At 68.3% G+C, this 19,809-nt stretch carries 22 protein-coding genes; 20 read left to right on the top strand and 2 right to left on the bottom strand.

Annotated features, from left to right (window positions below; translation table 11 throughout):
• Positions 1 to 71 precede the first annotated feature (71 nt).
• Positions 72 to 1,139 (bottom strand): DUF2927 domain-containing protein, encoded by a 1,068-nt coding sequence (locus VNQ78_RS12095; protein WP_325690029.1) that lies wholly within the window; start codon positions 1,137 to 1,139, stop codon positions 72 to 74.
• Positions 1,136 to 2,317: a toxic anion resistance protein gene (locus VNQ78_RS12100; protein WP_325690031.1), complete on the bottom strand. Its 1,182-nt coding sequence runs from the start codon at positions 2,315 to 2,317 to the stop codon at positions 1,136 to 1,138. Before VNQ78_RS12100 ends, VNQ78_RS12095 begins: the two co-directional genes overlap by 4 nt.
• A gap of 224 nt (positions 2,318 to 2,541) precedes the next feature.
• On the opposite strand from VNQ78_RS12100, the gene fabF reads away from it, so the two are divergent.
• The 20 genes from fabF (at position 2,542) to VNQ78_RS12200 (ending at position 19,803) form a co-directional block, all read left to right on the top strand.
• Positions 2,542 to 3,804 (top strand): beta-ketoacyl-ACP synthase II, encoded by a 1,263-nt coding sequence (gene fabF / locus VNQ78_RS12105; protein WP_325690033.1) that lies wholly within the window; start codon positions 2,542 to 2,544, stop codon positions 3,802 to 3,804.
• Entirely contained in the window at positions 3,804 to 4,979 is a 1,176-nt protein-coding gene (gene mltG, locus VNQ78_RS12110) for an endolytic transglycosylase MltG (RefSeq protein ID WP_325690091.1), read from the top strand. Before fabF ends, mltG begins: the two co-directional genes overlap by 1 nt.
• A gap of 267 nt (positions 4,980 to 5,246) precedes the next feature.
• Positions 5,247 to 5,609, top strand: coding sequence for a permease (locus VNQ78_RS12115; RefSeq protein ID WP_325690035.1), 363 nt, complete (start codon positions 5,247 to 5,249; stop codon positions 5,607 to 5,609).
• A complete protein-coding gene (locus VNQ78_RS12120) occupies positions 5,560 to 6,900 on the top strand; it encodes a DNA-packaging protein (protein WP_325690037.1) in 1,341 nt (446 codons plus the stop codon). The genes VNQ78_RS12115 and VNQ78_RS12120 overlap by 50 nt, the downstream gene beginning before the upstream one ends.
• A gap of 115 nt (positions 6,901 to 7,015) precedes the next feature.
• Positions 7,016 to 8,197, top strand: a complete 1,182-nt coding sequence (locus tag VNQ78_RS12125; RefSeq protein ID WP_325690039.1) for a phage portal protein — start codon at positions 7,016 to 7,018, stop codon at positions 8,195 to 8,197.
• A gap of 2 nt (positions 8,198 to 8,199) precedes the next feature.
• Positions 8,200 to 8,433: a GTA head formation protein, RCAP_rcc01685 family gene (locus VNQ78_RS12130; protein WP_325690041.1), complete on the top strand. Its 234-nt coding sequence runs from the start codon at positions 8,200 to 8,202 to the stop codon at positions 8,431 to 8,433.
• A gap of 1 nt (position 8,434) precedes the next feature.
• Positions 8,435 to 8,968 carry an HK97 family phage prohead protease gene (locus VNQ78_RS12135; protein WP_325690043.1) on the top strand — a complete coding sequence of 178 codons (534 nt, stop codon included), beginning with the start codon at positions 8,435 to 8,437 and terminating at the stop codon, positions 8,966 to 8,968.
• 1 nt (position 8,969) lies between these two features.
• Positions 8,970 to 10,157: a phage major capsid protein gene (locus VNQ78_RS12140; protein WP_325690093.1), complete on the top strand. Its 1,188-nt coding sequence runs from the start codon at positions 8,970 to 8,972 to the stop codon at positions 10,155 to 10,157.
• Between the two features lie 154 nt (positions 10,158 to 10,311).
• Complete coding sequence (locus VNQ78_RS12145) at positions 10,312 to 10,929, top strand: head-tail connector protein (RefSeq protein WP_325690045.1); 618 nt, start codon at positions 10,312 to 10,314, stop codon at positions 10,927 to 10,929.
• Positions 10,911 to 11,273, top strand: a complete 363-nt coding sequence (locus VNQ78_RS12150; protein ID WP_325690047.1) for a head-tail adaptor protein — start codon at positions 10,911 to 10,913, stop codon at positions 11,271 to 11,273. The genes VNQ78_RS12145 and VNQ78_RS12150 overlap by 19 nt, the downstream gene beginning before the upstream one ends.
• A complete protein-coding gene (locus tag VNQ78_RS12155; protein ID WP_325690049.1) occupies positions 11,264 to 11,689 on the top strand; it encodes a DUF3168 domain-containing protein in 426 nt (141 codons plus the stop codon). The genes VNQ78_RS12150 and VNQ78_RS12155 overlap by 10 nt, the downstream gene beginning before the upstream one ends.
• A gap of 3 nt (positions 11,690 to 11,692) precedes the next feature.
• Positions 11,693 to 12,106: a phage major tail protein, TP901-1 family gene (locus VNQ78_RS12160; RefSeq protein WP_325690051.1), complete on the top strand. Its 414-nt coding sequence runs from the start codon at positions 11,693 to 11,695 to the stop codon at positions 12,104 to 12,106.
• Entirely contained in the window at positions 12,081 to 12,425 is a 345-nt protein-coding gene (locus VNQ78_RS12165; protein WP_325690052.1) for a gene transfer agent family protein, read from the top strand. Before VNQ78_RS12160 ends, VNQ78_RS12165 begins: the two co-directional genes overlap by 26 nt.
• On the top strand, positions 12,422 to 12,640 hold the full coding sequence (locus VNQ78_RS12170) for a phage tail assembly chaperone (RefSeq protein ID WP_325690054.1): 219 nt from the start codon (positions 12,422 to 12,424) through the stop codon (positions 12,638 to 12,640). Before VNQ78_RS12165 ends, VNQ78_RS12170 begins: the two co-directional genes overlap by 4 nt.
• An 87-nt stretch (positions 12,641 to 12,727) precedes the next feature.
• The gene (locus VNQ78_RS12175; RefSeq protein WP_325690095.1) at positions 12,728 to 13,309 is read left to right on the top strand and encodes a phage tail tape measure protein; all 582 of its coding nucleotides are present in this window, start codon (positions 12,728 to 12,730) and stop codon (positions 13,307 to 13,309) included.
• A gap of 3 nt (positions 13,310 to 13,312) precedes the next feature.
• Complete coding sequence (locus VNQ78_RS12180; RefSeq protein ID WP_325690056.1) at positions 13,313 to 13,945, top strand: DUF2460 domain-containing protein; 633 nt, start codon at positions 13,313 to 13,315, stop codon at positions 13,943 to 13,945.
• Complete coding sequence (locus tag VNQ78_RS12185) at positions 13,942 to 14,766, top strand: DUF2163 domain-containing protein (protein ID WP_325690058.1); 825 nt, start codon at positions 13,942 to 13,944, stop codon at positions 14,764 to 14,766. The genes VNQ78_RS12180 and VNQ78_RS12185 overlap by 4 nt, the downstream gene beginning before the upstream one ends.
• Positions 14,763 to 15,191 carry a peptidase gene (locus VNQ78_RS12190; RefSeq protein WP_325690060.1) on the top strand — a complete coding sequence of 143 codons (429 nt, stop codon included), beginning with the start codon at positions 14,763 to 14,765 and terminating at the stop codon, positions 15,189 to 15,191. Before VNQ78_RS12185 ends, VNQ78_RS12190 begins: the two co-directional genes overlap by 4 nt.
• Positions 15,192 to 15,206: 15 nt before the next feature.
• Positions 15,207 to 19,097 (top strand): baseplate multidomain protein megatron, encoded by a 3,891-nt coding sequence (locus tag VNQ78_RS12195; protein WP_325690062.1) that lies wholly within the window; start codon positions 15,207 to 15,209, stop codon positions 19,095 to 19,097.
• Positions 19,090 to 19,803: a DUF2793 domain-containing protein gene (locus tag VNQ78_RS12200; protein WP_325690064.1), complete on the top strand. Its 714-nt coding sequence runs from the start codon at positions 19,090 to 19,092 to the stop codon at positions 19,801 to 19,803. The genes VNQ78_RS12195 and VNQ78_RS12200 overlap by 8 nt, the downstream gene beginning before the upstream one ends.
• Positions 19,804 to 19,809 lie beyond the last annotated feature (6 nt).

Consider the following 19,809-nt stretch of genomic DNA (forward strand, 5'->3'; position numbering starts at 1 on the left):
TCCCTTCGCGCGGATGCGTCATCGAAGGATACTGCCCCGCGAAGGGCCAGCGTCAAGCCCTTCGGGCCGGTTCAGACATCGGTGCCCAGCAGTTCGCGCGCGATCTGCAGGACGATGGGCCGCGCCTCGGCCTCGGTCATGCCGGGGCGCAGGCGGGAATCGTAGAGGATCTTCAGCAGCAATTCGTCATGCGGGGTGAGATAGGCAAATTCCTCGTCATCGTTGAAGATCGAGGGGCGGACGATGCGGCTGTCATTGGCAAGGCCCAGCCCTTGGGCGAGTTCCTCATGGATGCAGGACCGGCGCAGGCGCGGCGGCGTCTCGGTCCTGATCAGCGCCACGGCCTGATCGTAGGTGGTCGAATTGCCGCGCGAATAGGCGAATACGGTGCAGTAATTCTGCGGCGCCAGTTCGCGCAGGGCATGGATGTCGCCCTCGGGGATGCCGGGAACCAGCGCGGCGAGGCGGGGGCCGATATTCTGCCGCTCGTCCTCGCTGACGATCAGGACGGTGAAATTCCCCTCGACCGTGCCAAGGCCGATGCGGTGGCCGCTGGCGTCCTGGAGGCGCGCGGCATAGGCCGCGATCTCGGCCCGGTCGCGGCTGCGCTGGGCGGGGGCGACGGAATCCCCGAACTCGATCCTGAGCCGCACCGGCTGGACCCAGCGGCGCAGCGGCGCGGGCGTGCTGCGCGAGATGAGGGTGTTGCCGTTCCTGACATATTCGTCATGGAGCGCGATCTGGACGAAATCGTCGGTCAGCCGCTCGGGCGTGAGCTGGATTTCCTCGCCGCCATCGGTCCGCAGCAGCCCGCGCGAAATCAGCGTCTCCTCGATCCCGGCGAGGTAGTTGCGCATGTTGCGGCTGGCCGGGGTATCGGCGGCAGCGGCGGCGGCGTCGGCGGCGGCGCGCGCGCGTTCCGCCCGCTCGCGCCTCAGCGAAGCCTGCGTCGCCTCGGCCCGGTCGGGGCGCGGCAGGGGTGCCGCCGCGTCGATCGAGGGGCGCGCCTCGGGCGGGGGCGCGGTTTCGGAACAGGCCGAGAGCGCCGCCAGCGCAAGGATGGCGGCAAGGCGGCGGCTGGCGCCGAACAGGCCCGCGCCGCCGATCGGCGGGCAGGCGGGGGAGAGGCTTGGGATCACGATTTTCCTGTCGGGGCGGTCGTCTGGGTCTGGGTTGCGCTGGCTGAGGCAAGCGTCTGGCGAAGCTGGCCTTCCATCGCGGTCAGCTCCTCCTCGGCGGCGGCGCGGCGGGCCTTGCCTTCGTCGGCGATGCGCAGGCTGTCCTCGATCGTGGCGATCAGCTCGGCATTGGCGGAGCGCACCGACTCGATGTCGAAAACGCCGCGCTCGACCTGGCTGCGGATGGTCGCATTGGCCTGACGCAGGTTCTTGGCGTTCGCGGTCAGCAGGTCGTTGGTCAGGTCGTTCGCCTCCTTCACCGCCCGCGCCGCCTCGGCGCTGCGCTGGATGGTCACGGCCTGGGCAAGCTGCGTCTCCCACAAGGGGACGGTGTTGACGAGGGTAGAATTGATCTTGGTAATCAGGGACTTGTCGTTTTCCTGAACCAGCCGGATCGAGGGCAGGGACTGCATCGTCACCTGCCGCGTCAGCTTCAGATCATGGACCCGGCGTTCAAGGTCGTCGCGCGCGGCGCGCAGGTCGCGCAATTCCTGCGCGGCCATGACCTTGTCATCCTCGGCCGCGGCCTCGATGGCCTTTTCCTTGGCGGGAATGTCTTCGGCCGCGAGCTGGACCAGCTTTTCGTCGCCCGCGGCGATATAAAGCGCAAGCTCGTCATAGAAGGCCAGCGTCCGGTCATAGAGCAGGTCGAGCGAGCGGATGTCCTTCAAGAGCCGGTGCTGGTGGCTGTCGAGTTCCGAGGAGATGCGGTCGATCTGGGACTGCACTTCTTCGTAATTCGCGACGAATTTGGCGAAGGGCGCGGCGCGTCCGGTCAGGCGCTCCCACCAGCTGCGCTCACGCCGCACGTCAAGCTCGCTGACCGAAAAGCCGCGGATCGTGGTCACGATGTTGCGCAGGGATTCGCCCGCGGGGCCCACATCCTTGTTCCTGACATCGGCCAGCATGGCCTGGCTGATCTCTTGCAATTCGTTCTGGGCGCGGGCGCCGAAATGCACGATCGAGGCCGTGTCCTTGATGTCGATCTCGGCGATGCGCTTGCGGATCTCCTCGGCCATCGGGCCGGCTGCCTGTGAGAGCAGGGGCGCCTCTGGGGGGGGATCGGGCAGGACCACCGAGGTTACGCTTCTGATTTCGTCCATTGCGGCTTCGGCACTGGCCTTGGTCTTGGTCGTCATCCGGTTTCGTCCTTTTCTGTTCCATGCAGGACCAGCCGAAGCATAGGCGGATTCGGGGCCTGTTCAATGGCGCGCGAAACAGGCTCGCAGGGTTTTGCGACCCTGTTGCACTTCAACCGTGGCGGGTTCGGTTCCGCGCCCGTGCCCGGCGACAGCCATGCGTTGCGCGAGGGACGGCCCGCGTGTAGAACCTGACCGATTAAGTGAGGGTGAAGGAGCCGTCTATGCGCAGAGTTGTCGTCACGGGCCTTGGTATGGTCACGCCGCTGGCCTCGGGGGTCGAGGAGACCTGGGAGCGCCTTCTGGCCGGAGAATCCGGGGCGGGGCCGATCACCCGCTTCGACACCAAGGACGTGGTGACGAAATACGCCTGCGAGATCCCCTTTGGCGATGGCACGGACGGCACCTTCAATCCCGATGACTGGATGGAGCCGAAGGATCGCCGCAAGATCGATGACTTCATCCTTTACGGCATGGCCGCCGCCACGCAGGCGGTCAGGGACAGCGGTTGGGAGCCGCAGACCACCGAGGATTTCGAGCGCACCGGCGTGATGATCGGTTCGGGCATCGGCGGGCTGGCCTCGATCGCGGAAACCGCGGTGCTGATCAAGGAGCGCGGGCCGAAGCGGGTCTCGCCCTTCTTCATCCCCGGCGCGCTGATCAATCTCGTCTCGGGTCAGGTCTCGATCCGCTTCGGCTTCAAGGGGCCGAACCATGCGGTCGTCACCGCCTGCTCGACCGGGGCGCATGCCATTGGCGACGCGGCGCGGCTGATCGCGCTGGGGGACGCCGATGTCATGGTCGCGGGCGGTGCGGAAAGCCCGATCTGCGAGATCGGGGTTGCGGGCTTCAACGCTTGCAAGGCGCTGTCCACGAAGCGCGAGGACAACCCGAAGGCCGCGAGCCGCCCCTGGGACGAGGACCGCGACGGCTTCGTCATGGGCGAGGGCGCGGGGGTCGTCATCCTCGAGGAATACGAACATGCCAAGGCGCGGGGCGCCAAGATCTATGCCGAGATCCTCGGCTATGGCATGTCGGGCGACGCCTATCACATCACCGCGCCCAGCGAGGATGGCGATGGCGGTTTCCGCAGCATGACCAATGCCTTGCGGCGCGCGAACCTGAGCCCGGCCGATATCGACTATATCAATGCGCATGGCACCTCGACCATGGCCGATGTGATCGAACTGGGCGCGGTCGAGCGCATGTTGGGCGATGCGGCGGGGAATGTGGTCATGTCCTCGACCAAATCCTCGATCGGGCACCTTCTGGGCGCGGCGGGGGCGGTCGAGGCGATCTTCTGCATCCTCGCGATCCGTGACCAGATCTGCCCGCCGACGATCAACCTCGACAATCCCGCGCGCGCGACGCCGATTGATCTGGCCGCCAATGCCGCCGTCCGCCGCAAGGTGGATTACGTCCTGTCGAACAGCTTCGGCTTTGGCGGGACCAATGCGAGCCTGGTGATGGGACGGGTCACGGAATGATGTGGCGCCACGTCGCGGCGAATTTCCTGACGCTGCTGATCGTTCTTCTGGTCGCAGCCGCCGCGGCGATTGCATGGGCCAAGCATCAATATGTCGCGCCCGGCCCCAGCGCCTCGGCGCAATGCGTGCGCATCGCGCCGGGCGCGGGGCTTGGCGCCGTCAGCGACCAGCTTGTCGCGCAGGGCGTCGTGTCGAACGGCTATATCTTCCGCGCCGGGACCGATTATCGCGGCCGGGCGCGCGACCTGAAATTCGGCTCGTGGCTGGTGCCGCCGCATTCCACCATGGAAGAGGTGGTCGACCTGCTGTCCGCGGGCGGCCCCTCGACCTGCGGGACCGAGGTGATCCTGCGCGTCGGCGTGCGCGAGAATGCGGTCGTGCTGCGCGATATCGACGCCACGACCGGGCAGATGGCCGAGCAGGCGAAATACAATCCCGCGACCGAGCCTGCGCCCGAGGCATTGGCCGCCGCCCAGACCTCGGCCGATGCGCGGCTGCGCATCACCGTGGCCGAGGGGGTGACAAGCTGGCAGATCGTCGAGGCGCTGAAGCAGGTGCCCTTCATGGCCGGCAATGTGGCCAAGGTTCCGGCCGAGGGCAGCCTTGCGCCGGACACCTACGAGATCCGGCAGGGCGACGACCGGGACGAGCTGCTGGCCCAGATGGCGGCGCGGCAATCGGCCTATCTTGCTCAGGCCTGGGAGAAGCGCGAGGCGGACCTGCCCTATGACACGCCCGAGGAGGCGCTGATCATGGCCTCGATCATCGAGAAGGAAACCGCCGTCGCCGCCGAGCGCCGCGTGGTGGCCAGCGTCTTTGTCAACCGGATGCGCAGGGGGATGCGGCTGGAGACCGACCCGACGGTGATCTATGGCATCACCAAGGGCGAGGGCGTGCTGGATCGCGGCATCCGCGGATCCGAGCTGCGGCGCCGGACGCCCTATAACACCTATCAGATCGCCGGCCTGCCGCCGACGCCGATCGCCAATCCCGGCCGCGCCGCAATTGATGCCGCGATGGATCCCGAGGACAGTGAGTTCGTCTTTTTCGTCGCTGACGGGACGGGCGGGCATGCCTTCGCGCGCACGCTGGAGGAGCATAACCAGAATGTCCGCCGCTGGCGCGAGATCGAGCGGCAACGCGGCGAGGCGATCTCGCCCGTGCAGGGCGACTGAGCGCGCATTTTCCCACAACGGGACCGGGTGATTCCGGCCCTGTTGCGGGAAGCGTGCGCAATGGTGTTGCGTGGGTAAGTCGTTGATTGTCATCGGGAAAATTCCGAGTGGACACAACCTGCGGTTTATCATTGACTCAGCGAACGCCCTGAAGTAGAAATTATCCATGCTGGGAGAAATGGGCAAGCGGCCGGGTCGATGGACCCGAGGCCGCTTTTTTCATGTCTCGCTCGTGCGGACAGTCACACGAGGGCAGGGCGATACCAAATGACGAAGAGTTTCGATCCGGGGCCCGAGGCCCCGGAAGGGCCTTTCGTGCCCGGCGCCGGGATGGCGCCCGACATGGACGTGCTGGAAATCGCGGACGGGCTGTTTCGGTCCTATGCGGCTGATCTGACCCGGTTGAGGGAGCAGATCAGCACCGGCGAGACTGGGGAACTGAAGGAATCCGGCAGGCTGGTGCGCGACCTGAGGGCCGCCGCCCAGATGGTGCTGGAGGAAAGGAGCAAGGTTGACAAGCTTCGCAAGGATGCTGCCGGACAGGTCGGGGCAGGCGCACTCGACCTTGTCGCGGCACGGGATGAGGTCGGGCGCCGGCTGGCTTGCCTGCGCCGAGCCGGAGGAGGTTGACGCGTTTCTGGGGGGGCTGAGCGACAATGCGCTGGCGAGCCTGCCCTGGCTGTTCGAGTTCTGGGCGCTGCCGCATCAGCTGCCACCCGAGGGCGACTGGAAGACATGGGTGGTCATGGGTGGGCGCGGCGCGGGCAAGACCCGCGCCGGGTCTGAATGGGTGCGCGCGCAGGTGGAGGGCGCGACGCCCGACGCGCCGGGCCACGCGCGGAGGGTGGCGCTGGTCGGCGAGACCTTCGATCAGGCGCGTGATGTCATGGTCTTTGGCGAGTCGGGCATCCTCGCCTGCTCGCCCCCCGACCGGCGGCCGCAATGGGAGGCCGGGCGCAGGCGGCTGGTCTGGGCGAATGGCGCGACCGCGCAGGTCTGCTCGGCCCATGAGCCGGAGGCGCTGCGCGGCCCGCAATTCGACGCGGCCTGGGTCGACGAACTCGCCAAGTGGAAGAAGGCCGAGGAGACCTGGGACATGCTGCAATTCGCGCTGCGGTTGGGCGAGCATCCCCAGCAGATGGTCACGACGACGCCTAAGAATGTCGCGGTGCTGAAGCGCATCCTCGGCAATGCCTCGACCGTGACCACTCATGCCCCGACCGAGGCGAACCGCGCCTATCTGGCCGAGAGTTTCCTCGCCGAGGTCGAGGCGCGCTATGGCGGGACGCGCCTTGGTCGGCAGGAACTGGAGGGGGTGCTGCTGGAGGATGTGGAAGGCGCGCTCTGGACCACCGCGATGCTGGAGGGGTGCCGTATTGAGACGGCTCCGGCGCTGACGCGGATCGTGGTTTCGGTCGATCCCTCGGTGACCGGGGGGGCCGCGTCGGACGAATGCGGGATCGTCGTCGTCGGGGTGGTGGCCGAGGGCGCGCCCTCAAGCTGGCGGGCGGTGGTGCTGGAGGATGCGAGTATCCGGGGCGGGCCGACCGACTGGGCGCGGGCCGCGATCGCGGCCATGGCGCGCCACGGCGCCGAGCGCATGGTCGCCGAGGTGAATCAAGGCGGCGATCTGATCGAGAGCGTGATCCGCCAGATCGACCCGCTGGTGCCCTTCCGCGCGCTGCGCGCCGGGCGCGGCAAGGGGCTGCGGGCCGAGCCGGTCGCGGCGCTTTACGAGCAGGGCCGCGTCCGGCATCTGCGCGGCCTCGGCACGCTGGAGGACCAGATGTGCCGCATGACGGTCGGCGGCTATCGCGGCAAGGGATCGCCCGACCGGCTGGATGCGCTGGTCTGGGCGATCCATGAGCTGATCGTCGAGCCGGCGCAGCATCACCTGCGGCCGCAGGTCAGGGGCCTTTGAGCCGGGGCTCTGCCCCGGACCCCGGGGTATTTCGAAAACAGTGAAAGCCTCGCGGAAGGGGCTGCGGGAGGGTCGCGGTGGCGGCCCTTTTTTCATGGCATGACAGGAGGAGCCCATGGGCTTTCGATGGTTCGGACGGGGCGAGGCGACCGGCGCGGCCGAGGTCAAGGCCAGCGCGACCGGCAAGGTGGTGGCGCTGGCCGCGGGATCGGGCCGGGTGGTGTGGTCGGCGCGCGATACGGTTTCGCTGACGCGGGCCGGCTTTGTCGGCAATCCGGTCGGCTTCCGGGTCGTGCGGCTGATCGCCGAGGCCGCCGCCGCCGTGCCGCTGATCTGCCAGGATCGCGAGCGGCGCTATGAGCGGCATCCGGTACTGGAGCTGCTGCGGCGCCCGAATGCCGGGCAGGGCCGGGCGGAGCTGTTCGAGGCGCTGATCGGGCAGATCCTGCTGAGCGGGAATGGCTATGTCGAGGCGGTGGGCGAGGGGGCGAAGGGCCTGCCGGCGGAATTGCATGTCCTGCGCTCGGACCGGATGGCGGTGGTGCCGGGGCCGGATGGCTGGCCCGTCGCCTATGACTATGGGTTGGGCGGGCGGAGCGTCCGCTTTGACATGAGCGGCAGCCCGGATCCGATCTGCCATATCCGCAGTTTTCATCCTCTGGATGACCATTACGGGCTTTCGCCGATGCAGGCGGCGGCGGTGGCGGTCGATGTCCATAACAGCGCCTCAAGCTGGTCGAAGGCGCTGCTGGACAATGCCGCCAGGCCTTCGGGCGCGATCATCTACAAGGGGGCGGATGGGCAGGGCGCGCTGTCGGCCGAGCAATATGACCGGCTGGTGATGGAGATGGAGACCCATCATCAGGGCGCGCGCAATGCCGGGCGGCCGATGCTGCTGGAGGGCGGGCTTGACTGGAAGCCGATGGGGTTCAGCCCGAGCGACATGGAGTTTCACGAGACGAAGCGCGCCGCCGCGCGCGAGATCGCGCAGGCCTTTGGCGTGCCGCCGATGCTGGTCGGCATTCCGGGCGAGGCGACCTATGCCAATTACGCCGAGGCGAACCGGGCCTTCTATCGCCTGACGGTGCTGCCGCTGGTCGGGAGGGTCGCGAGCGGCCTTGCCTGGTGGCTGTCGGAGCATCTGGGCGAGGAGATCGACCTGCGCGCCGATCCCGATCAGGTTCCGGCGCTGGCGGATGAGCGCGACCAGCAATGGCGGCGGGTCGGCGAGGCGCTGTTCCTGACCGAGGCCGAGAAGCGGGCCGTCCTTGGCCTGCCGCCCTTGGCGGAGGGGTGAGGATGGAGGGGTCGCGTTTCGTCAAGGAGCCGTTCGACTGGCGCGATCAGCGCATCGACAGCCAAGACCGGATCATGGAGCTGCAATTCGCGCAGGTGGAACGCCGGCTGGAACGGATCGAGGCTCTGATCGAGGGGCTGGAGCGGCGGCTCTGGATGACCGTCTATGGTGTCGTCGCGGTGATCCTGACCCAGGCCGTGCAGTCAATCCTCGAATATGCCCCGAAGGGAGGCTGAGATGCGTTCAACCGATTGCGGGCTGGAAGTGAAATACGCGCAAGGCGCGGAGATGGTGGCCGATGGCAACGTCATCGAGGGCTATGCGAGCCTGTTCGGTGTGGCTGACAAGGGCGGCGATGTCGTCGTCCGGGGGGCCTATGCCGCGAGGCTGAAGCGGTTGGCCGATCGCGGCGAGCGGGTCAGGATGCTGTGGCAGCACGATCCCGCCCGGCCCATCGGGATCTGGGACGAGATCCGCGAGGATGCGAAGGGCCTCTGGGTTTCGGGGCGGTTGCTGCCCGAGGTGGGCCTTGCGCGCGAGGCGGCGGCGCTGGTCGCGGCGGGGGCGATCGACGGGCTGTCGATCGGCTATCGCACCGTCTCGGCGGAGCGGGACGCCAAGGGGCGGCGGCTGCTGACCGAGGTGGAGTTGTGGGAAGTGTCGCTGGTCACTTTCCCCATGCTCTCCGAGGCGCGGTTGGGCCGGAAGTCGGAGGATGCCGCATTGGCCGCCGTCTTCCGGGCCGCCAAGGAGGCCCTGCGGGGCGAATGAGATCACCACAACGGAGAAAGCCATGACCGAGGTGAAGGCCGCGGCCGGGACGGAATTGCCCGGCGAACTGAGGCAGGAGATGCTGGGTTTCGTCAGCGAACTCAAGGCATTCCGCGCCGATATTCAGAAACGACTGGAAACACGGGAAGATCGCATGACCCTCTTGGACCGCAAGACCATCATCCGCGGCCGCGTGCCGCTTTCGGCCGAGAGCGACGCCGCGGCGCCGCATCAGAAGGCGTTCGACGCCTATATCCGGCATGGCGACGACGACGCGCTGCGCGGGCTGCCGCTGGAAGGCAAGGCGATGAGCACCGTTTCGGATGGCGGCTTCCTTGCCGCGCCGACGGTCGCGCTGCAGGTGCAGGAGGCGCTGAACGTCACCGCCTCGCTGCGGCGGGTGGCGAATGTGGTGGCCGTCGAGTCGGCGACCTTCGAGATGCTGGTCGACATGGGCGATATCGCCTCGGGCTGGTCGACCGAGACGGGCCTGCAGGCCGAGACCGGCACCTCGACCGTGCAGCGGGTGGTGATCCCGGTCCATGAGCTTTCGGCGATGCCGAAGGCCAGCCAACGCCTGCTGGACGATGCGGCCTTCGATGTCGAGGCCTGGCTTTCGAGCTGCATCGCCGAGAAATTCGCCCGCGCCGAGGCAACGGCCTTCATCAATGGCGATGGCGTCAACAAGCCGAAGGGCTTCCTTGCCCATGCGCGGGCTGCGAATGCCTCGGCGACGAATATGCAGATCGGGACGATCGCCTCGGGTGCGACGGGGGACTTCGCGGCGTCGAACCCCGCGAATGCGCTGATTGATCTGGTCTATGCGCTGAGCGCGCAGTTCCGGGCCAATGCGAGCTTCGTGATGAACTCGAAAACCGCGGCGGCGGTGCGCAAGATGCGCGATACCGACGGGCGGTTCCTGTGGTCGGATTCGCTGGCGATGGGGCAGCCGCCGCAACTGCTGGGCTATCCGGTGCTGCTCTGCGAGGACATGCCCGACATCGCCAATGGCTCGGCCTCGATCGCGTTCGGGGATTTCAGGGCGGGCTATACTATCGTCGAGCGCCCCGACCTGCGGGTGCTGCGCGATCCCTTCTCGGCCAAGCCGCATGTGCTGTTCTATGCCACCAAGCGCGTCGGCGGCGGCGTGACCGATGCGCGCGCGATCAAGGTGATGGTCTTCGGCTGATCCGGGCCGAAGCGGGGCCGCGCGGCATATTCCGCCCGACCGGCAGCCACTGTCCGCGCGCGCGAAGGCGGCCCGCGCGGCCCCGGTTTACCTGAAGCATTTGCGGCGACGCGCCGACGAGTTTTGCGGCGACGCGCCGACGAAAGGATCTGGCATGATGCTTGTGGAGTTGACGGCGCCTTTGTCCGAGGCGCTGCCGGTCGCGGGGCTGAGGGCCCATCTGCGGCTGGGGACGGGTTTCGAGATCGCCGAGTACGAGGCGGAGACGGCGGCCCTCGCCGGTTATCTGCGGGCCGCCATCGCGACGATCGAGGCGCGGACGGGCAAGGTGCTGCTGACGCGCCGCTTTCGGCTGCGGCTGGATCGCTGGCGCGAGGATGATGCCCAGCCCTTGCCGCTGGCGCCGGTCGCCGCGGTCGAGGCGGTCGAGATCGAGGATGCCTCGGGCACGGCCACTGCGCTTGCAGCGAGGTCATGGCGGCTGGTTTCCGACCTTCACCGGCCGCTGTTGCGGGGAAGGGCGGGCTTTCTGCCCGGAATCTCCGAGGGGGGTGCTGCGGTGATCACCTTCTCGGCCGGGTTCGGGCCGGCTTGGTCGGCGCTGCCGGCTGATCTGGCGCAGGCGGTCATGCTGCTTGCGGCGCGCTATCACGAGGATCGCAGTTTCGAGGGGACCGAAGCGGCCATCCCCTTTGGCGTCAGCGCACTGATCGAGCGCTGGCGCGCGGTCCGCATCCTTGGGGGGCGGGGCGCATGTCGCGGTCGGGCATGAGGCCGCCACGGCTGGACGTGCCGCTGGAACTGGAGGCGCCGCTGTCGGAAGCCGACGGCGCTGGCGGTTTCCGGCAGTCCTGGCGGCGGGTCGGGCGGGTCTGGGCCGAGATGCGGTCCGGCGTGGGCGGCGAGCGGGTATCGGGGGTGGCTGTCCAAAGCACCGTGACCTGGCGGATCGTCGTCAGGGCGGCCGTCCTCGGCGATCCCCGTCGCCCACGCGCGGGCCAGAGATTGGGCATGGCGGGCGGGCGGTGGTTCCTGATCCGGTCGGTGGCCGAGATGGATCCTGCCGGGCGCTACCTTCTGTGCCTCGCAAGCGAGGAGGCGGCACCATGGGTATGAAAGCGGCGCTTGCCCTGCAGGCTGCGGTCTATGCGGCGCTGAGGGAGAGCGACATGCTGGCGCAGCTTGTCGGGGATGCGATCTTCGACGCGGCGCCGGTGACGCCTCCGGCTGGGGTCCATGTCGCGCTGGGTGCGGAGGATGTGCGCGATGCCGGCGACATGACCGGCGACGGGTCGGTCCATGACCTCGACGTCTCGGTCATCTCGGGTGCGGGGGATGGCGGATTCGCCGGGGTGAAGGCTGCCGCCGCTGCGGTCTGCGAGGCGCTGGAGGCGGCCGATCTGGCGCCTGAACCGGGCGGGCTGGTTGGTCTCTGGTTCCTGCGCTCGCGGGCACGCCGGATTGAAAATGGCGCGCGGCGGCGGGTCGATCTGACCTTTCGCGCGCGCATCGACCTTGGGATGAGGAGCTAGGATATGGCGGTCCAGATGGGACGCGACCTTCTGATCAAGCTGGACATGACCGGAGACGGCCAGTTCGAGACCATCGCCGGCCTGAGGGCGACGCGGATCGCGTTCAACGCCGAGACGGTGGATGTGACCAGCCTTGAAAGCGAGGGCCGCTGGCGCGAGCTGCTGGGGGGCGCGGGCGTGCGCTCGGCCACGATCTCGGGCTCGGGGGTCTTTCGCGACGGGGCCAGCGACGAGCGCGCGCGGCAGGTCTTTTTCGATGGGGAGGTGCCACGCTTTCAGGTGGTGATCCCGGATTTCGGCAATGTCGAGGGTCCGTTCCAGATCACCAGCCTGGAATATTCCGGCAGCTATAATGGCGAGGCAAGCTATGAGATTTCCCTGGCAAGCGCCGGTGCGCTCAGCTTCGTCGCGCTGTGAGCGCGGGGCCAATCCCTGGGCCGGAGAGGTGGCGGTCCGGCTGGGCGGCAGGGCCTATCCCGCCAGGCTGACGCTGGCCGCGCTTGCGGAACTCGAGGGCGAGCTGGGGGCCGAGAGCATGGTCGCGCTTGTCGAACGCTTCGAGGGCGGGCGCTTCTCGGCCCGCGACATCGGCGCGGTTCTGGTCGCGGGGCTGAGGGGCGGCGGGTGGCGGGGCGAAAGCGCGGAATGCCTTGCCGGGATCGAGGCCAGCCCGGCCGAGGCGGCGGAACTGGCCGCCCGCCTGCTGGCCCGCGCCTTCCGCATCGAGGGGACATGACGCGGCCGGGGCTGGACTGGGCGGGCCTGCTGAAAGTCGGGATCGGCCCGCCGCGACTGGGCGGGCTGGGCCTGACGCCCGCGCAGTTCTGGACCCTGACCCCTGCCGAACTGGCCATGATGCTGGGGATCGAGGCGGGCGCGGGCGGGATGACCCGCAGCCGCCTTGCGGCACTTGCCGCGCGCTATCCAGACGCCCCGCGCGGGGGCGGCTGAGAACGGAAATCACAGGAGGTGCCAGTGGCGCGCGAGGACGATATTGGCTGGCCGGATGAGAGCGGTGCTGGCGGGGCCGGGTCGGCCATGGCCAGCCTCGACGCGGAGCTGAGCAAGCTGCGCGAATCGATGCTCTATACCAGCCGCGAGGTCGGGACGCTGAACAGCGGCATCGGCAGCGGGCTGCGCCGGGCATTCGCCGGTCTGACGCTGGACGGCATGAAGCTTGGCGATGCGCTGAAGGTCGTGGGTCGCGGCCTTGTCGATACCGCCTTTTCGATCGCGATGCGCCCGGTGCAGCAGGCTTTGTCCGGGGCGATTTCGCAAGGGGTGAACGGCCTCGTCTCTGGCGCGCTGCCCTTTGCCGATGGCGGGGCCTTTGCGCAGGGGCGGGTGATGCCCTTTGCCAAGGGGGGTGTCGTGAGCCAGCCGACCTATTTCCCGATGCGCGGTGCGACGGGGCTGATGGGAGAGGCGGGGCCGGAGGCGATCATGCCTCTGACGCGCGGCGCGGATGGCCGCCTTGGTGTCGCGGCGGCCGGGGGCGGGCGCGCGGTGAACGTGACCTTCAACGTATCGACGCCGGATGTCGCGGGCTTCCAACGCTCGCAAAGCCAGATCGCCGCCCAGTTGGGGCGCGTGCTGGCGCAGGGCGAAAGGAACAGGTGAGCCATGGCATTCCATGAGGTGAGGTTCCCCGCGAACCTCTCGTTCGGCGCGGTCGGCGGACCCGAGCGGCGGACCGAAATCGTCGCCATGACCAATGGCCACGAGGAGCGCAGCAGCCCCTGGGCGCATTCCCGGAGGCATTATGATGCCGGGATGGGCCTGCGCTCGCTGGACGATGTGGCGGGGCTGATCGCGTTCTTCGAGGCGCGGGCGGGCCAGTTGCACGGGTTCCGGTGGAAGGACTGGGCCGATTACAAGACATCGGCCCCGAGCCGCGAGGTCGCGGCGCTGGACCAGAGCCTTGGCCGGGGCGATGGCGAGCGCACCGAGTTTCAGTTGCGCAAATCCTATCAATCCGGTCCGGCCCGCTATTGGCGTCCGATCCTGAAGCCCGTCGCCGGAACCGTTTGCGTCGCCGTCGGCAAGGTCGAGTTGCGGGAGGAGCAGGATTTCAGCGTGGACACCGCCGCGGGACGGATCGTCTTTGCGGTCCCGCCGCCGGGCGGCGCCGATGTGACGGCGGGGTTCGAGTTTGACGTGCCGGTCAGGTTCGATACCGACCGGATCGCGGTTTCCGTCTCGTCCTTTCAGGCGGGCGAGCTGCCGCAGGTTCCGGTGATCGAGGTGCGGCTGTGAAGGGCGAGACGATTGCCCGCGCCTGGGCGGTGAGCAGGCGCGACGGGATGGTGCTGGGCTTTACGGACCACGACGCCGTTCTGGAGTTCGAGGGCATCGCGTTTCGGCCCGAGAGCGGCCTTGTCGCGGGAAGCATCGTTCAGGCCTCGGGTCTGTCGGTGGACAATTCCGAAGTGGCGGGCGCGTTGTCGGACGATGCGATCACCGAAACCGATCTGCTGGCTGGGCGCTGGGATGCGGCCGAGGTGCGGCTGTGGGAGGTCGACTGGACCGATACGGCCCGCCGGGCGCTGATCTTTCGCGGCCATCTGGGCGAGATCAGCCATCGCGGCGCCGCCTTTCGGGCCGAGTTGCGCGGCCTTTCCGAGCCGCTGAACCGCGTGCAGGGGCGGGTCTATCATCGCCGCTGCTCGGCCGAACTGGGCGACGCGAAATGCCGCTTTGACCGCGAGGCGGCGGGCTATTGGGCCGAGGGCGTGGTCCAGTCCCATGACGAGGGCCAGCGCCTGCAACTGGGCGGAATCGCCGGCCATGACAACCGCTGGTTCGAGCGGGGCGAGTTGGTCGTGCTGTCCGGTCCCGCAGCTGGGTTGCGGTCCCTGATCAAGGCCGATCTTGCCATGCCGGGGAACCAGCGGCGCATCGAATTCTGGTCGGGGCTGGCGCTGCATCCCGTGGCGGGCGACCAGGTGCGCCTGCTTGCCGGTTGCGACAAGCGGGCCGAGACCTGCCGGCTGAAATTCCTGAACTTCCCGAATTTCAGGGGTTTTCCGCATCTGCCGCCGGAGGACTGGCTGATCGCACCTCAGGTGAGCCGATGAGCGAGCATATCGTTGCGGCGGCACGCGGCTGGATCGGGACGCCCTATGTACATCAGGCCTCGGTGAAGGGGGCTGGGACGGATTGCCTCGGCCTCGTTCGGGGGCTCTGGCGCGAGTTCTGCGGCGATGAGCCCGTGGTGATGCCGGCCTATACCCCTGACTGGGGCGAGGCCGGGGCGGTGGAGTTGCTGATCGGTGGGGCGTTTCACCATCTGCACCCCGCCGAGGTTGAGGCGGCGGGTGACGTGCTGATTTTTCGGATGCGCCCCGGCGCGATCGCCAAGCACATGGGCATACAGGCACGGACCGGGGCAGGGGCGAGCTTCATCCATGCCTATGACCGGCATGGCGTGGTCGAAAGCCCGCTGTCTTTGCCGTGGCGGGCGAGGATCGCGGGCCGCTTCCGTTTCCCCATAACGCGCTGAACGAGGATTGTCAGAATGGCGACGATATTGCTTGCGGCGGCAGGTGCATCTCTGGGCGCAGGTTTTGGCGGCACCGTCCTTGGCCTGTCGGGCGCGGTCATTGGCCGCGCCGTCGGGGCCGGGGTCGGCCGGATGCTGGATCAGCGGCTTCTGGGGTCAGGATCGAAGGCGGTCGAGACGGGGCGGGTCGATCGCCTGCGTCTGCAGACGGCGGGCGAGGGCACGGCCATTCCGCGCCTCTGGGGCCAGATGCGTCTGCCCGGCCATGTCATCTGGGCGGGTCCGCTGGTCGAGACGCGACGGAAACAGGGCGGCGGCAAGGGTGCCCAGCCCTCGGTCACCGAGATCGGCTATCGGCTGAGCTTCGCGCTGGCCCTGTGCGAAGGCCCGATCCTTGGCGTGGGACGCGTCTGGGCCGATGGCGAGGAAGTCTCGTCCGACGACCTGAACATGCGCGTCTATACCGGGGGCGAGGAGCAACTGCCCGATCCCGCAATCGTCGCCGAGGAAGGCGAAGATGCCCCGGCCTATCGCGGCTTGGCCTATGTCGTCCTGGAGAATCTCGCGCTGGATCGCTGGGGAAACCGGGTGCCCCAGCTTACCTTCGAGGTGACGCGGCGGGCCAGCAGCGGCCGGGGATTGTCGCGGCAGGTCAAGGCCGTGGCGATGATACCGGGAACGGGGGAGTATTCCCTCGCGACAACGCCGGTCAGCTATGATTTCGGTCTGGGGGAAACGCAGGTCGTCAACCGCAACACCCCGATGGCCGCGAGCGATTTTCAGGCCTCCATGCGGATCTTGGGGCGGGAGTTGCCCGCCGTCGGGTCTGTCTCGCTGGTCGTGTCCTGGTTTGGCGACGATCTGCGCGTGGGCGAGTGCCGGATTTCCCCCAAGGTCGAGGATGTCACGCGGGATGGGCAGGGAATGCCCTGGCGGGCGGGGGGCATCGGCCGGGACGAGGCCGCCGAAGTTGCGCGCATCGACGGTCGGTCGGTCTATGGCGGCACGCCCTCGGACGGTTCCGTCATCGAGGCGCTGCGGGAAATCGGCGCGAGTGGGCGGAAGGCGGTGTTCTATCCTTTCATCCTGATGGAGCAGTTGGCGGGCAATGGAAAGCCTGACCCCCGAAGTGATGCCAAGGATCAGCCGATCATGCCTTGGCGTGGCCGCATCACCGCCAGCATCGCGGCGGGGCGGACCGGCAGCCCGGTCGGCACCGCGCAGGTCGAGGCCGAGGTCGCCCGCTTTTTTGGCAAGGCGCGGGCCGAGGATTTTTCCGTATCAGGCGGGGTCATCCGCTATTCCGGGCCGGAGGAGTGGTCCTATCGCCGGTTCATCCTGCATTACGCGCATCTTTGCGCGGCGGCGGGCGGGATCGATTCCTTCCTGATCGGCTCGGAGATGGTGGGGCTGACACAGATCCGCGGTGCTGGGCGACAATTCCCGGCGGTCGGCGAGTTGCGGCGGCTGGCGGCGGATGTGCGCGCCATTCTGGGGGAAGGGGTCAAGATCGGCTATGCCGCCGACTGGTCGGAATATTTCGGCTATCAGCCGGGGAACGGTGATGTGTATTTCCATCTCGACCCGCTCTGGGCTGACGAGAATATCGACTTCATCGGCATCGACAATTACATGCCGCTGTCCGATTGGCGGGAGGGGGACGATCACCTCGACGCGGGCTGGAAGCGGATCGACAACCCGGCCTATCTGCGCGGTAACGTCGCCGGGGGCGAGGGCTACGACTGGTATTATGCCAGCGACGAGGATCGTGATGCGCAGCGCCGCAGTCCGATCCGCGACGGCCTGCATCACGAACATTGGATCTGGCGCTACAAGGATATTCGCGGCTGGTGGCAGAGCGCCCATCACGAGCGGATCGGCGGCGAGCGGATGGCGGAGGCGACGGCCTGGGTGCCGGGCTCGAAGCCGGTCTGGTTCACCGAGATGGGTTGCGCCGCGCTGGACAAGGCGGCGAACCAGCCGAACAAGTTCCTCGATGCGTTCAGTTCTGAAGCCGCGCTGCCCTGGTATTCGACGGGGCGGCGCGATGACGTGATGCAGGCGGCCTATGTCCGGGCAATGACGGAATATTGGGGCAACAATGCCAACAATCCGGCGCGCAAGGCTTCCGGGCGCATGGCTGCCGGCCGGATGGTCGAGATGGACCGCGCCCATGTCTGGTGCTGGGATGCCCGGCCCTATCCCGCCTTTCCCGCCCGGCGCGATCTCTGGTCTGACGGACCGGCATGGGAGCGGGGGCACTGGCTGAATGGCCGCGCGGCCGCCGTACCCCTGGCGGATGTCGTGGGCGAGATCTGCCGCGATGCGGGTGTGGAGGCGGTCGATGTCGAGGGCCTCTCGGGCCTCGTCCGGGGCTATGTGGTCGGCGGCGCGGAGAGCGCGCGCGCGGCCTTGCAGCCCCTGATGCTGGCGCATGGCTTCGACGCGGTCGAGCGTGACGGGGTGCTGCGTTTCATCATGCGGGACGGGGCAGTCGGGGCAAGGCTCGGCGACAAGGACATGGCGATCTCGGGAGAGGTCGTGGGGGTGGAGGTCGTCCGCGCAGCCGAGGCGGAACTGGCCGGGCGGATCCGCCTCAATCATGTCGAGGCGGGGGGCGACTATGCGACGCGCACGGCCGAGACCATTGCCGAAGGGGCCGAGTTCCAGACCGCCACCGATACCGAACTGCCGATGCTGCTGACGGCGGCAGAGGGGCGCGCGATGGTTGACCGCTGGCTGTCCGAGCAACTCACCTCACGCGAGAGCGTGCGCTTTGCGCTGCCGCCGTCGCTGGGCCGGATCGGACCGGGGGATGTCGTGGAACTGGCCGATCAGGATGGTCCGGCGCGGCGCTGGCGGATCGACCGGGTCGAACGCGCGGGCGCGCTGAACGTCGAGGCGGTGCGCATCGAGCCGGGGATTTATCGCCCGGCGCCCGACCCGGAGGAGGACAGCACGCCGCGCCGCTTCGTTCCCCCCATTCCGGTCTGGCCGGTGTTTCTGGACCTGCCCTTGCTCAGCGGGGACGAAGTGCCCCATGCGCCGCATCTGGCGGTCTCGGCCACGCCATGGCCGGGCAGTGTCGCGGTCTGGGTTTCGCCGGAAGCGAGCGGAGGCTATGCGCGAAACATAACGGTTCGCAGCCCCTCGATCATGGGGATGACGCTGGAGCCGCTGAGCCGGGCGCGGCCGGGGCTGTGGGATCTGGGCCCGCCGCTGCGACTGCGTCTCAAGGGCGGCGGGATCCAGTCGGTCGGCGAGGCTGCCTTGTTGAGCGGCGCGAACCTGCTGGCGATCGGGGACGGATCGGCAGAGGGGTGGGAGCTTTTGCAGTTCCGCGACGCGCGGCTGGTCGCGCCCGGCATCTGGGAAATCGCGACGAGGCTGCGCGGGCAGGCGGGAACCGAAGCGTTCATGCCCGAAGTCTGGCCCTCGGGCAGCATGGTGGTCCTGCTGGACGGCGCGGGCGAGCAAGTCGATCTGCCGCCGGGCGCAAGGAACCAGATGCGGCACTGGCGGATCGGCCCGGCCATGCGCGCGCCCGACGATCCGAGTTACCGCGCAGTCTCGGCCGCATTTCGCGGCGCGGGGTTGCGGCCCTTGTCGCCGTGCCATCTGTCCTTGTCGGGCAGCCGGATCAGCTGGATCCGTCGCACGCGGATCGAGGGCGATGGCTGGGAGGGGCCGGATGTGCCGCTGGGCGAAGCACGCGAGCAGTATTCGGCACGCCTGACGCGGGACGGGGCGGTCCTGGCCGAGGCGCTGGTTGGCGAGCCGCAATGGACCGTACCCGCCGAGCAATGGAACGCCGCGCGATCCGGCGGAGATTTTGCGGTCGAGATTGCCCAGATGTCCGAAATCTTCGGCCCAGGGCCCTATACAAGGATGGTGATCAATGTCTGAGAACGCGACCTCGAACCTCGGGCTGCCGCTGCTGATGCCGGCGCAGGCCCAGAAGCATGTCACGGTCAATGACGCGCTGACGCGGCTTGACGGGATGGTGGACCTTGTTTTGCAAAGCACCACCCGGACAACGCCGCCGAACCCGGCCCCCGATGGCCTGTGCTGGGCCGTGCCGGCGGCTGCCATCAACGCATGGGCCGGTCAGGGCGGCAAGGTCGCGATCGGCGCCAATGGCGGCTGGATCTTCGTCCAGCCGCGCTTTGGCCAGCGGGCGCTGATCGCCGATCGGGGCACGGTCGCGATTCACGACGGCACGAACTGGGCCGTGGGCGCGCTGAGCCTTGGCCAGCACGGATCGGGAATGCTGGTCGGGCAGGCGACCGAGGACATCGCTATCGGCGCCGGTACTGCCGCGACCTCGACCATGGCGATTCCGGCGGGCGTGATGGTGATTGGCGTCACCGCGCGGGTGCTGAGCGCGATCTCGGGCTCGCTGACCTCATGGTCGCTGGGCCATGCCGATGCGGTCAACCGCTTTGGCGAGGGGCTGGGCAAGGCGACCGGCTCGTGGTCGCGCGGTATCCTTGGCGCGCCGATGACCTATTGGGAGGCCGCGCCCCTGAGGCTGACCGCGGCGGGGGGGCAATTCGCCGGCGGAAAGGTCCGCGTGGTCGTCCATTGGTGGGAGTTGCGGCTTCCCAACTGAGCGGGT

The organism is Paracoccus sp. (in: a-proteobacteria) (assembly GCF_035556475.1).
Lineage (GTDB): Bacteria > Pseudomonadota > Alphaproteobacteria > Rhodobacterales > Rhodobacteraceae > Paracoccus.